Below are 12,229 nucleotides of genomic sequence, written 5' to 3'. Positions count from 1 at the left end.
GTGAAGCGAGACGGCATTGACCTTCTGGTCATGCCGTCGAAGCTGAGCGGCAGATTGCCCGCCAGATGGCTTCGCAGCGTCGACCGGTCCGGCGTTTGTTAAAACGCCGGAACCCCCTTAGTCGTGGTATTCGCCGCGGTCCCACTTCTCGAGGAACTCGTCAAAGAAGTGCGGGTCAGCCTGAGCCTCGGCGTCGGCCTTGTTGCAGGCGTCGATCTTGGCAATCAGGGCATCGTGCTCGGGAGTCTTGTCGTAGGGCTCCTCCAGGAAAGCAAGCGTGATGTCGGCCATCAGGAACTCGCCGGTGATCTTGCCGCCAAAGCCCACGATGTTGGCGTTGAGCTCACGACGAGCATACAGGGCAGAGGTCATGTCGCGAACCAGGGCGCAGCGGGCGCCGGGAACCTTGTTGACAGCGTTGGTGATACCGATGCCGGTGCCGCACAGGGCCACGCCAAAGTCGGCCTTGCCGCTGGCAACGGCCTCGCCCACGGCCTTGCCGTAGATGGGGTAATGCGTACGGGTGTGGCTGTAGGTGCCGCAGTCGAGCACCTTGTAGCCAGCCTGCTCCAGGCGGTCGGCCAGATAGATCTTCTCGTCCGTAACGATATGGTCGCAACCGATTGCGATGGTCTTCTTCATCAGAACGTCCTTTCGTCTGAATTCACAAGTTGAGGTAGAAGTTCGAGTTCTCGGTGGCTCTCGTTAGGCCATCTTGTTGAGCATGTCGACACGGATCTGGTGACGGCCGCCGGCGTACTGGGCGCGCAGGAACTCGCGGGCGATCTTCTTGGCGACCTCGGTGCCCACAACGCCCGGGCCCATGGTGACCATGCGCGAGCCGTTGTGCTCGCGGGTCATGTAAGCGGAACGCTCGTCGGAAATGTTGGCGACGACCATGCCCTTGATCTTGACGGCGGCCATATAGGATCCGACGCCGTACTTATCGAATGCGAAGCCCTGGGAATCCTTGTGCTCCAGCAGGTCCTTGGCAACGGCGGTCGCGGAATCGACAAAGTCCGCGGCAGGGATCTCGGAATAGTCGACGACCTCGTGACCGTCGGCGATGAGCATCTCCTTGATGGACTCCTTCATCGACATACCGTCGGCATCGGAAGCGATTACAACCCTCATGACATCCTCCTTGAGAGATACGCAGGTGCGTAGTTTCTGTTTGGAAGTGTTGAATCGCGCTCAGGTCCGGGCATCTGAATGTGCGGTTCTTCACTGTTCATGTTAATTTGAACACATTCGAACATCGAGTGCAACCATTATTTGTTTAACTTTGTTCTTTTTTGAACAAATACCGTTCACTGTTGATTGCAGACCGTTTGGGCTCGGCGCAGACGTAGCGACCATGTGTTCAACAGACAAAAGGGCGGCCGAGAACGTGTCTCGGCCGCCCTTCTTACGGTTGATCTTCCAAAGATCGCTTTGCCGCCTACTCAGACTGCCCACTCTTCTTGGCATGTTTGGACGGAGCGCTCAAGAAACGATCCGTCAGATAGTTCGCGGGACCGGAGACATCGATCCCCAGCAGCACGTGTCCTAGCCATAGGAACGCCACGAGCACCAGTAGAGGAATCACACACGAGGTCACGATCATCACAATGACGCCTTCGATGAGGTCGGTCACCTGCTGCACGATCTTGTCGGTCATCTGCTTGGCACCGCTGGTCACCGACGTGACCAGGCTCGAGGCCCCGTCAGTCAACTGCTCGAGCACGTTTTTGGACTCTGTAGACTCGGTCTTTTTCTTGCTTGCTTTGGAGCTGTCGCTATCTGCCGCACTCGCAGCGTCGGCCGCCTTTTGCTCGGCCTGTTCAATGCTGACGCGATATGTCTCGTCGACCTTTTGCGATACCCACACGCTTGCAGGCACCAACGCCATGCCGATCATGGCGACTACCAGCACGCGGGTCGCCACGCGACGCAGGACGGCACTCGTGCTCCAGCGTCCGTGAATGCCAAGCGAGACCGCAAAGAGCACCAACGCAAACGGGATTAAGATGCCCAAGCCAACCGACCACAAAATCGTGAGCAAGTATTTCTCTAGGTATAGCACGGCAAGCACGATACCGAGGTTGCCTGAAAGCTGTGCGAGCTGCTCGGCAACCGGCGTTCCCGTATCTCCAGGCAGCGCCGTGATGCCCGCAGACAGGGCAACGCACGAGGTCGTGAGCGCCAAAACGTTGCCCTTCTTTTGATCGATAACCTCGATGGTGGAGTCCCAAGTCTTGGTATCGGCAAAATGCGGGCGCGCGACAAAGCCCGACAGGAGCGCCATAACCACAAGGGCGACGATGATGCCAATCTGCAGTTTTTTGTTTGCGCACACGACATCGGACAGGCTAGGCTGCAGCTCGGTTACTGTCGTGTGCTCGGTTATCTGGACAGAACGCCCATGAGCTACCTCGTGCGCGCCTCTCTTTTGAATCAATCCGTTGTCCGGCATTTGGATACCTCCTCATTCCGGCCTGTAATGCGGTGGAAAGTATACCCACCCATCGAAAAACCGAACGGGAGGGCGTGCAGAAGCTCCATAACGCTGCTAGTCGAATAGTGCCATTTCAAAACTATGCCGGTTTACTACGATAAAACCGATAGGACCGACCACATTTGCTATTAGTAGAAAATGACAAGCGTTCTACCTGCGGCTTTGATAACGCTGTTCTTTCCATAGTTGAAAGAATGCGATTCATCGTAGTAAACCGGCATAGTTTTGTAACCGACAGGCCGATTCGGCATCGCAGCAAACCTAATGACCCGTTTTCTTCCATCCTCAAAGGATCAAATGCATGGCAGGATCGTCCCTAACTGCCGGCAGATAAGGAACGTCCCCAAGTGCCGGGTAAAAAGAAAAAGCCCTGTCGCGGGTTTGCGGCAGAGCTTTTGGAAGGGGACTTGATTGTGAGGATTCGTTAGGCAAGCTTAGCCTCGAGTGCGGCGATGCGCTTATAGGCATCGATGGTAAAGCGGGTCTGCTTCTCCAGGATCATGGTGGTCATGAGAGTATCCTGAGCGTGAGCCATGATGAAGGTCATCTCCATCTCACCGCCGCCGGCCTCCTGCGAAAGCAGCTTGGTCTGCGTGTCGTGGGCGCCGATAAGTGCATCGCTGGCATCCTTGTGCAGCTGCTCGGCCTTCTCAAAATCACCCTCACGAGCAGCATCGAGCGCTGCAAGCAGATCGGTCTGGGCGTCGCCCGCGTATGCGACAATCTCGAATCCAACCATCGAGATTTCTTCTTTGGTTGCCATATTGCGTTCCTTTCACACATGAACCAACGGAGAGCATCGCGTCCGGGCATACGCGCTGCGCTGTGTATGGCAGGAACATTAACATTCAAACAAAAAAGAACAGCGCAAAACGTAATTTCGAGCTATGAACGGTTGCTTTTCACCCGTGAGCGGTTTTTAAACCAATCTGAACATTCTCGAACACAATTAGCGGCTACCCAAACAGGTCCGCACCCTAACGCACATCGCGCACCGTATCGCCCTCGACGAGCACACCCGGAAACAGCATGTGCTCCACACCGGGTGCAGCGCCCTCGGCGCCGGCAATCTTGTCGACCGCCCACATGCCGACGCGCTTGTTGTCAAAGCGCACCGTAGCCAGGCGACGATCGGGCACGATATCGCCCAAACTATCGTCAACACCCACCACGCTTACATCCTGGGGCACGTGCTTCCCGCGCGACTCGAGCCCGCGAATGCAGCCGTAGGCCATGGCATCGTTGGAAGCATAAATGGCTGTGCAGTTCGGATCGTCCGCAAGCACCTGGCCGGCGGCATATCCGCTCTGTGCCGTCCAATCGCCACGGACGAGTCGCGGCGGCTCAATACCATGCGCGCGCAATGTCTCGCGCCAGCCCTCCTCGCGACGCATGCCCGAAAGCGAGCGCTCGGGACACGAGATAAAGTGCACGGTCTTGTGCCCCTGCTCCAGCAAGTACTCGACCACCTGGCGCGAGCAATCGAACTGGTCGTTATCGACTGTTGAACAGAGCGGGTGCTCCAGCATGGTAACGAGCACCGTCTGCATACCGGGCAGCGGCTCGAAGGTGCCAAAGTCCGCCGGCATGCGATTCATGATCACAACCATGCCATCCACCGGCAGCGCGCTCATGCGCGACGATGCGCTCTCGAGGGTATACGGATGCCCGTCTACTTTAGTGAGGGTGATGGCATAGCCATGTTTGTCGGCCGCGGCGGCAAAGCCCTCCATACGGTCGAGGTTGCCGGTGCCGGTAATGTTGAACATGGCGACGCCGACAGTCTTAAACTTGCCGCGGCGCAGCGATCGACCGGCAAAATTGGGGCGATACCCCAGCTCGCGCATGGCGGCACGCACGCGCTCCTTGGTCTCGGGGCGCACGCTGGGCGAATCGTGCACCGTACGCGAGACTGTCTGCTCCGAGACGCCCGCGAGACGCGCCACGTCCTTAACGGAAACCGATTTTTTAACAGCGGCCATAGGTCGATCTTTCTATGTCAACGATGCCATTGGCGGCACCCTACGCAGTCAAATGAAACGTCTTTAAGTATATCTAACGCCTCCTCCGCCATACGCTCACCACCCAAAACCTACCGTTCACCGACATTTTTGCTTCCCCGAACGGCTTTTGTAGTCCAAATGTTAACGTTGCCATTGTGCAAACACAGAGCCACCGGGCGGCTCAAACGTTTACGCATAAGGAATCGACGGTTCGCAGGCACAGGAACCATCAGTTCGCGTCTTTTTTTGTGTCGCAAAATGGCAACGTCAACATTTTGGCAACCGAACGCCAAAAGTTACCATCGTTGCTAACCCACCGACTCTTAGGAGCATTGCATGGAGCAACTCATCGCCATCATCGAAAAGGGCCAACCCTTTTTCAACGCGATCGCCCGCAACAAGTACCTCAAGGCGATCCGCGACGGCTTTATCTCCGTCATCCCCATCATCATCTTCTCGTCCATCTTCTGCCTGGTAGCCTCGGTCCCCAACATCTGGGGTTTCTACTGGCCCGATGACATCAACAACGCCCTGTGGAAGTGTTACAACTACTCCATGGGCATCCTGGCCATCGCCTGCGCCGCCACCACGGCCAAGCACTTCGCCGACGCCCAGAACCGTGATCTGCCCAAGAACAACCAGATCAACTTTATCTCGTGCATGTGCGCGGCCATCATCGGCTTCTTGCTCCTTTCGAGCGACACGATCGCCACGGACGCCGCCAGCGGCTTCAACACCACCTACCTTGGTTCCAAGGGCTTGCTGACCGCCTTCATCGCTGCGTTTGTGACCGGCATCATCTACAAGTTCTTCATTAAGCGCAACATCACCGTCAAGATGCCCGAGCAGGTTCCGCCCAACATTTCGCAGACCTTTAAGGACATCATCCCCTTCTCCGTCTGCATCACCGCCTTTTGGGTCTTTGACATCGTCTTCCGCGCCGCCTTTGGCTTCTGCTTTGCCCAGGGCGTCATCCAGGTGTTCCAGCCCCTGTTCACCGCTGCCGACGGCTACATCGGCCTCGCTGTAATCTACGGCGCCATGAGCCTCTTCTGGTTCGTGGGCGTCCACGGCCCCTCGATCGTCGAGCCCGCCATCGCCGCCGCCCTCGTTGCCAACATGACCGACAACCTGGCTGCGTTCCAGGCCGGTCAGCACGCTTCCGCTGTCCTGACCCAGGGTGCCCAGTACTTCGTCGTCTGCATGGGCGGCACCGGTGCCACGCTCGTCCTGGTCTTCATGTTCTGCTTCCTGGCCAAGTCTCAGGAGATGCGCGCCGTCGGTAAGGCCGCCATCGTCCCGGTCTGCTTTGCTGTCAACGAGCCGCTGCTGTTCGCCGCACCCATCGTGCTCAACCCCGTCTTCTTTGTCCCGTTTGTCTTTGCCCCGATCGCCAACATCTGGATCCTCAAGATCTTTATCGACTTCTTGGGCATGAACGGCTTTATGTACACCCTGCCTTGGACTGTCCCCGGCCCCATCGGCACCATCATGGGCTTGGGCTTCCAGCCGCTCGCCTTTGTGATGCTCGCCCTCATCTTGGTCGTCGACTTTGTCCTGTACTATCCGTTCTTCCGTGCCTATGACGCCCAGAAGTGCGCCGAGGAGGCCGAGATCTCCCAGGAGGAGCTCGCCGCCAAGAACGCCGAGAAGGCCGCCAAGCTCAACGACGCCTTCCAGGGCAAGGCCGATGCCAAGAGCGTTGCCGCCGGCGCTGCCGCCGAGACCGTGAAGGCTGACGCCCCCGCCGCTTCCGCAGCACCCGCTGCCGAGGCTACGACCGCCAGCGACCTCAACGGCAAGCGCGTGCTCGTGCTCTGCCAGGGTGGCGGAACCTCGGGCCTGCTCGCCAACGCGCTGGCCAAGGCTGCCAAGGAGCGCGGCATCAATCTGGAGACCGCTGCCGAGGCCTATGGCAACCACGTGGATATGCTCCCCGACTTTGACCTGGTCGTCCTGGCCCCGCAGGCCGCAAGCTACCTGGCAGACCTGCAGAAGGACTGCGAGCGCGTGGGCAACAAGTGCGTCGCCTGCCGCGGTAAGCAATACATCGAGCTCTCCCAGAACGGCGACAAGTCTCTCGCCTTCGTCTCCGAGCAGCTTTCGAAGTAAGTAACGCCTAGGGCCAGCCGACCATCCAAGACCGGCTGGCCCTTCGATTTAGACGATTGGATCATCATGTCCGTTAACCCTGCTAGCGTCACCAACCCGCCTGCGCAGTTTCCCGAGGACTTTGTCTTTGGCGGCGCCACTGCTGCCTACCAGGTAGAGGGCGAGACCCGCACTCACGGTAAGGGCAAGGTTGCCTGGGACGACTTTCTGGAAGCCCAAGGCCGTTTCTCCCCCGATCCCGCTTCGGACTTCTACAACCAGTACCCTGTCGACTTGGAGCTGTGCGAGGAGTTCGGTATCAACGGCATTCGCCTCTCCATTGCCTGGAGCCGCATCTTCCCCAACGGCACCGGCGAAATCAACCCCGAGGGCGTCCAGTTCTACCACGATCTCTTCGCCGAGTGCCATAAGCACCATGTTGAGCCGTTCGTCACGCTGCATCACTTTGACACGCCGCTTCCCCTCTTTGAGAAGGGCGACTTCCTCAACCGCGAGACCATCGATGCCTTTGTGGACTTTGCCACCTTCTGCTTTAAGGAGTACGCCGACCAGGTGACCTACTGGTTCACCTTTAACGAGATCTGGGCCGACGCCTCCAACACCTACATCGAGGGCACCTTCCCCGGCGGCGTCAAAGCTCATCTGGCCGAGGCCTTCCAGTGCGAGCACAACATGATGCTCGCCCACGCCAAGGCCGTGCTGGCCTTCCACAACGGCGGTTTTAAGGGCAAGATCGGCGTCATTCAATCGCTGGAGTTTAAGTATCCGCTCAACGAGAACGACCCCGCCGACATCAAGGCCGCCAACAACGAGCACGTGCTGCAGAACCAGTTTTTGCTCGACGCCACCTTCCGCGGCGACTATGCCCCCGACACCCTCGAGTGCGCCGACCGCCTGGCCGCCATCTCGGGCGGCACCATCGAGATCATGGACAAGGACCTCGAGATTATGCGCGAGGCCGCGCTCTACAACGACTACCTGGGTGTCAACAACTACCAGTGCCGTTTCCTCAAGGCTTACGACGGCGAGAACGACCTGCACCACAACGGTACGGGCGAGAAGGGCACCGGCCGCTGGCGCGTTAAGGGTATTGGTGAGCATGTGAACAAGCCCGGCATCCCCACCACCGACTGGGACTGGATCATCTATCCCGAGGGTCTGTTCGATCTGCTCGTCTACATTAAGCAGCGCTACCCCAACTACAAGCAGATTTTCATTACCGAAAACGGTATGGGCTACAAGGACCCCTACAAGAACGGCTTTGTGGACGACCAGCCGCGCATCGACTACATCGAGCAGCACCTGCGCTGGCTGCTTAAGGCCATGGAGGTGGGCGTCAACGTGGGCGGCTACTTCCTGTGGAGCCTGCAGGATCAGTTCTCCTGGACCAATGGCTACAACAAGCGCTACGGCTTCTTCTACGTAGACTTTGAAACCCAGAAGCGCACGCCCAAGGCAAGCGCCTACTGGTACAAGCACGTGGCGCAGACCCGTCGTCTGGACTAGTGGCTTGCAGTTGGCGTAATTGCCCTGCTCACATAACTTGTCCCCATTTCTCAGCCGGGGGCGGCACGTCACACGGCGCGCCGCCCCCGGCCTTTTTGTTTTTGAGCGGGTCGGGGTCCGTTTGTCTCAATCTGTAACATCTAGCCGAGTTTTTCGGTCCCACCTGTCACAGATTGAGACAAACGTGGAGGCCGGGCCGAAATATCTAAATCTGTAACACTTAACCCGGTTTTGGACGTCTAGTTGTTACAGATTTAGATAAACGTGCGAGCCAATCCCTTCAATCTAAATCTGTAACAACTAGCTTGTGTTTTCGCCCCTAGCTGTTACAGATCGAGACAAATAAAATAGACCGGGCTGACAATCTCAGCCGCATGCCCCCCTTTTTGGCCGCATTCCACCGATCAGATAAAGATCGTCATATACAGAGGTAGATATATCCTATGCCCTTCAGCCCTGAGCTGTTTTGGGTGAAGAACTATCTCTTCTCCGACTCGTCGTTCGAATCGTCTGCCGAAATCGTCAAGCGAGATTGTTGAATACGATTTGGAAGATTTAACTTCAACAGGAGTGACCCGCGGTTTTCCAGCCGCGTCTTCAAAGCCGCGCGAAACAAGAAAATCAATTTCACGCGTTCTGGGCCGACTCCCCTCTGTTTTGGAAGGCTCCTGCCAGCTGTAATAAAAAAGCGAATGCCCCAGACTCTTAAGCTGCTGCGCCACGATGTTCTCGATTAGCATTCCTTTATTAATTGAAATTCTTCCAAATTGAATGTCTCTATGAACATCCATAAGGTCCGGACCATCATCAAACGCCAAGCTCACGAGCAATCCCGTGTCCGCCATATAGCATTTAAGCGAAGACGCGTCCTCGTGCAGGCGGTAACCCACGCTCGGATCACTGCATAAATAGCAACGGTTAATCAGTCGCGCATCCTCAAGCCAGATTAACGCCGACTCATATGTCTCAAAACGGGACCCCTTCTCCAAGCTGTCAAATTTGAACCGTTTATTTGCCGCAGATAATTGACCCGGAATATCGTCATAAACCGCCCGCGCACGTCTAGCGTCCGAACCTCCAAACTTGGCAATGTCCTCCCTGTACAGTGCGATAATCTGCCGTTTAACCCTGTCGCATCCTCTAAAATCATTCTCTGCCACAAAGGAGTCGACCGACTGAGGCATACCACCGACAAGCATATACTCATCAAATAATCTCATGCACGTCGCATGAACGCCGTCCGGAAGCGCGGTCCGAGATTCGCGCGCTTTACGGATCTCTTCTGCATAAAGATCTTTTCCGGTCGCCCAAAGATACTCCTCAAAATCGAGGGGCTCGAGAGGGATTCTTTCTTCCTCTGACGGTATGACAATGCTATCGACATTCTTTTTGATGGAGACAAGAGAGCCTGTCTCGATGTAATCAAATCTGCCGTCTTCTACAAGATGCTTTATGTATTCGCGCGCGATGGGAAACCGCTGCACTTCATCAAAAATGACCAGCGACTCTCTCGGTTCGAGGGCCTTACCATACTGCAGCTGAAGCATGCGTAAAAAAAGATCGACATCTTCACGATGGTTCAGAAATATATCGAGCGTGGCTTTGCTAGCAGCCGAAAAGTCAATGTACAGATAATCCTTGTATTCATTTTGCGCGAAGCACTTGACGAGCGTCGTTTTGCCAACGCGTCTTGCACCCTCAATAAGCACCGCAGTGCGCCCTTGCGAGCGTTCTTTCCACTCCTGCAGACGATCATATGCCTTCCGTTTAAACATAATCTCACCTCAGCATAATTTACGTGCTAGTTTACAAAAATACCGACCTTCAGATACATCTAATAATACAAAAATACCGAGCTTTAAATGAGCTTATAGCTACAAAAATACCGACCATTGCAATGGCCGAAACACACAATATCTCCCGCGGCATCAGCTAGCAGATGACCTGCGTGTGCTCCTCGATGGCGGCTCGATCTCCATCAGCAATACCCGGCTCGCACACCACGGCGTCCAAATTGTCCAGGCGACAGAAGGTATAGAAATCGCGCTTGCCGATCTTGCTGGAGTCGGCGATCAGATAGCGCGAGTCGGCCTTGCTAAAGGCGAGCTGCTGGATACGGCCCTCATCCATATTGGACGTAGACACGTCGCCATCCAGAATGCCGTTGGCGCCGATAAACGCTGCATCGATACCCAGCGCACGCAAGGTGTCCTCGGCCGTGGGGCCCACAAAGGCGGCAGTGCGGCGGCGGTACACGCCGCCCACGAGACACAGCTCGCAGTCCTCGCGTGCCTCGAGCAGGTTAAACACCGAAAGCGAATTGGTCACGATACGCAGGCGAAACGCCGGCAGCATCGAGGCCATCTGTTCAGCCGTGGTGCCCGTACCCAAAAAGATGGTCGAGCCTTCCTCGATAAGCTCCACAGCACGGCGTGCGATCTGCAGCTTTTCCTCGGCATGCTTTGTACGCTTTTCGCTGTGCGAATACTCATGGCGCAACATAGCGTGGGGACGATTCTGCGCACTGCGGGCTCCGCCGTGAACGCGCTCGATCTCGCCAAGGCTCGCAAGCTCCTCAAGGTCGCGGCGGATTGTCATGTCAGATACGCCCAGCGCATCCGAAATCTCCTTAACCGAGACCGTGCCCTGCTCCTCGAGCAGCTGACGAACCTTATCCTGTCGCTCTGCCTTAATCACGATGAATCCTCGCCGTTCTTTGCGCGCATATCATTCAAACAGTAACGAACAAATTGTATCAGACTCGTACGCGTCAAAAATGAACGCCCGCACAGCTCCAATCATCACTTTTTTGAGAAAAATACCCCCAGCTTTAGTGGGGTGTAGTGATAATCTCGCCTGTTCGCGCTACAGTTTGTCAGAAATACCTCGATGTTAGGAACCAAATGATCACTTCCGAGCTTTTCGGCACCGCGCCGTGCGGTACCCCCGTTCATCGTTACACCCTCGACGGGCCCGAGATCTGCGTTCGCATTATGGACTATGGCGCCACCGTGCTGGCCATCGATGTGCCCGACATTCCCGGCAACGTGCGCGATGTGGTGCTGGGCTTCGATAAGCTCGAGGATTACTTTGACAACCCCGCCTGCTTTGGCTCGACCATCGGCCCCGTGGCAAACCGCACCGCGGGCGCCACGATCACCATCGACGGCACGGACTGGCATATGCCTGCCAACGAGGGCACCAACAACCTGCACAGCGATCTTGAGCACGGCCTGCATAAACGCGTGTGGGATGTTGAGCTCGACGAGGTCCATAACACCGTGCGCATGACCACCTCGCTTAAGGATGGCGAGCTGGGCCTGCCCGGCAACCGAACCTTTACAGCCGTGTTTACCGTTACGCGCACCGGCGTCTTCCGCATCGAGTACGGTTGCGAGAGCGACCGCGCCACCTACGTGTCCATGACCAACCACACGTACTTTAACCTTGCCGGTCATAACGCCGGCATGGACTGTGAGCACTTCTTTGTTGCTAACGCTGCTCACTACCTGCCCATTAACGAGCAGAACATCCCCACCGGCGAGATTGCTCCAGTCGAGGGAACACCGTTTGACTTCCGCGAGCTGCGCCCCGTCGCACCCGGCATGGAGGCCGACGACCCGCAGATCAAGCAAGCCCGTGGCTACGATCACTGCCTGTGCATCGATGGCTATCAGTACGGGCGCAACCTGCGTCGCGCCCTTCATGTCGAGGAGATGTGGACTGGCCGCGAGCTTGACTACTACACCACTGCCCCGGGCGTGCAGCTCTACACCGGCAACTGGCTGGGCGACGAGCACGCCAAGGACGACGCCAACTATGGCTGGGGCGCCGGCTTTGCCCTCGAGGCAGAGATGTACCCCGACACGCCGCACCAGCCGCTGTTCCCGCAGGGCATTGTGGGCCCGGGTCACCCCTACAGCAATGTGATCGAATACCACTTTATGAGACACTAAGCCCATAACGCTGCATATCGCACACCAGCGCCCGCCGGCACCACCGCCAGCGAGCGCTTTTTCATCTTTTAGGCTCGTTTTTTCTGTGACTGTATGAGTGACATATCAAAACTATGCCCATTTACTACGTTTAGCCCGGGATGCTCGACCATGCA

10 protein-coding genes are annotated in these 12,229 nt (G+C 56.7%); 3 read left to right on the top strand and 7 right to left on the bottom strand.

The genetic code is table 11. The features are described 5' to 3' along the window. Positions 1 to 117: 117 nt before the first annotated feature. The 5 genes from lacB to DXB86_RS02930 all read right to left on the bottom strand — a co-directional run bounded on the left by lacB (position 118) and on the right by DXB86_RS02930 (position 4,479). Positions 118 to 642, bottom strand: coding sequence for a galactose-6-phosphate isomerase subunit LacB (gene lacB / locus DXB86_RS02950; protein ID WP_117736093.1), 525 nt, complete (start codon positions 640 to 642; stop codon positions 118 to 120). 63 nt (positions 643 to 705) lie between these two features. Beyond that, a complete protein-coding gene (gene lacA, locus DXB86_RS02945) occupies positions 706 to 1,134 on the bottom strand; it encodes a galactose-6-phosphate isomerase subunit LacA (protein WP_117635790.1) in 429 nt (142 codons plus the stop codon). 307 nt (positions 1,135 to 1,441) lie between these two features. Beyond that, entirely contained in the window at positions 1,442 to 2,455 is a 1,014-nt protein-coding gene (locus DXB86_RS02940; RefSeq protein ID WP_117736092.1) for a hypothetical protein, read from the bottom strand. Between the two features lie 466 nt (positions 2,456 to 2,921). Then, positions 2,922 to 3,260, bottom strand: a complete 339-nt coding sequence (locus DXB86_RS02935) for a PTS lactose/cellobiose transporter subunit IIA (RefSeq protein ID WP_089572387.1) — start codon at positions 3,258 to 3,260, stop codon at positions 2,922 to 2,924. Positions 3,261 to 3,474: 214 nt separating this feature from the next. Further along, complete coding sequence (locus tag DXB86_RS02930; RefSeq protein WP_117736091.1) at positions 3,475 to 4,479, bottom strand: LacI family DNA-binding transcriptional regulator; 1,005 nt, start codon at positions 4,477 to 4,479, stop codon at positions 3,475 to 3,477. Between the two features lie 357 nt (positions 4,480 to 4,836). Between DXB86_RS02930 and DXB86_RS02925 the strand changes: the two genes are divergently transcribed. Both DXB86_RS02925 and lacG read left to right on the top strand, forming a co-directional pair. Beyond that, the gene (locus DXB86_RS02925) at positions 4,837 to 6,612 is read left to right on the top strand and encodes a lactose/cellobiose PTS transporter subunit IIB (protein WP_117736090.1); all 1,776 of its coding nucleotides are present in this window, start codon (positions 4,837 to 4,839) and stop codon (positions 6,610 to 6,612) included. A gap of 66 nt (positions 6,613 to 6,678) precedes the next feature. Next, the gene (lacG, locus tag DXB86_RS02920) at positions 6,679 to 8,118 is read left to right on the top strand and encodes a 6-phospho-beta-galactosidase (RefSeq protein ID WP_117736089.1); all 1,440 of its coding nucleotides are present in this window, start codon (positions 6,679 to 6,681) and stop codon (positions 8,116 to 8,118) included. Between the two features lie 404 nt (positions 8,119 to 8,522). Here lacG and DXB86_RS02915 read toward each other — a convergent pair whose 3' ends face one another. Further along, the gene (locus DXB86_RS02915; RefSeq protein WP_117629883.1) at positions 8,523 to 9,893 is read right to left on the bottom strand and encodes an ATP-binding protein; all 1,371 of its coding nucleotides are present in this window, start codon (positions 9,891 to 9,893) and stop codon (positions 8,523 to 8,525) included. Between the two features lie 157 nt (positions 9,894 to 10,050). Further along, a complete protein-coding gene (locus tag DXB86_RS02910) occupies positions 10,051 to 10,815 on the bottom strand; it encodes a DeoR/GlpR family DNA-binding transcription regulator (protein WP_233504126.1) in 765 nt (254 codons plus the stop codon). 206 nt (positions 10,816 to 11,021) lie between these two features. Here DXB86_RS02910 and DXB86_RS02905 point away from each other — a divergent pair, with 206 nt between their 5' ends. Beyond that, positions 11,022 to 12,074 carry an aldose epimerase family protein gene (locus DXB86_RS02905; RefSeq protein ID WP_117736088.1) on the top strand — a complete coding sequence of 351 codons (1,053 nt, stop codon included), beginning with the start codon at positions 11,022 to 11,024 and terminating at the stop codon, positions 12,072 to 12,074. The last annotated feature ends 155 nt before the right edge of the window (positions 12,075 to 12,229 follow it).

This window comes from Collinsella sp. OM06-18AC, from assembly GCF_003438785.1.
In the GTDB taxonomy this organism is placed as follows: domain Bacteria; phylum Actinomycetota; class Coriobacteriia; order Coriobacteriales; family Coriobacteriaceae; genus Collinsella.
The sequence above is the reverse complement of the archived record's forward strand: the minus strand, read 5'-3'. Positions and strand labels throughout refer to the sequence as shown.

Excerpts from the sequence above, each read along its gene's own strand:
- lacB (WP_117736093.1), bottom strand. The coding sequence starts at position 642 with ATGAAGAAGACCATCGCAATCGGTTGCGACCATATCGTTACGGACGAG.
- DXB86_RS02905 (WP_117736088.1), top strand. The coding sequence starts at position 11,022 with ATGATCACTTCCGAGCTTTTCGGCACCGCGCCGTGCGGTACCCCCGTT.
- DXB86_RS02915 (WP_117629883.1), bottom strand. The coding sequence starts at position 9,893 with ATGTTTAAACGGAAGGCATATGATCGTCTGCAGGAGTGGAAAGAACGC.
- DXB86_RS02925 (WP_117736090.1), top strand. The coding sequence starts at position 4,837 with ATGGAGCAACTCATCGCCATCATCGAAAAGGGCCAACCCTTTTTCAAC.
- DXB86_RS02940 (WP_117736092.1), bottom strand. The coding sequence starts at position 2,455 with ATGCCGGACAACGGATTGATTCAAAAGAGAGGCGCGCACGAGGTAGCT.
- DXB86_RS02935 (WP_089572387.1), bottom strand. The coding sequence starts at position 3,260 with ATGGCAACCAAAGAAGAAATCTCGATGGTTGGATTCGAGATTGTCGCA.
- lacG (WP_117736089.1), top strand. The coding sequence starts at position 6,679 with ATGTCCGTTAACCCTGCTAGCGTCACCAACCCGCCTGCGCAGTTTCCC.
- lacA (WP_117635790.1), bottom strand. The coding sequence starts at position 1,134 with ATGAGGGTTGTAATCGCTTCCGATGCCGACGGTATGTCGATGAAGGAG.
- DXB86_RS02930 (WP_117736091.1), bottom strand. The coding sequence starts at position 4,479 with ATGGCCGCTGTTAAAAAATCGGTTTCCGTTAAGGACGTGGCGCGTCTC.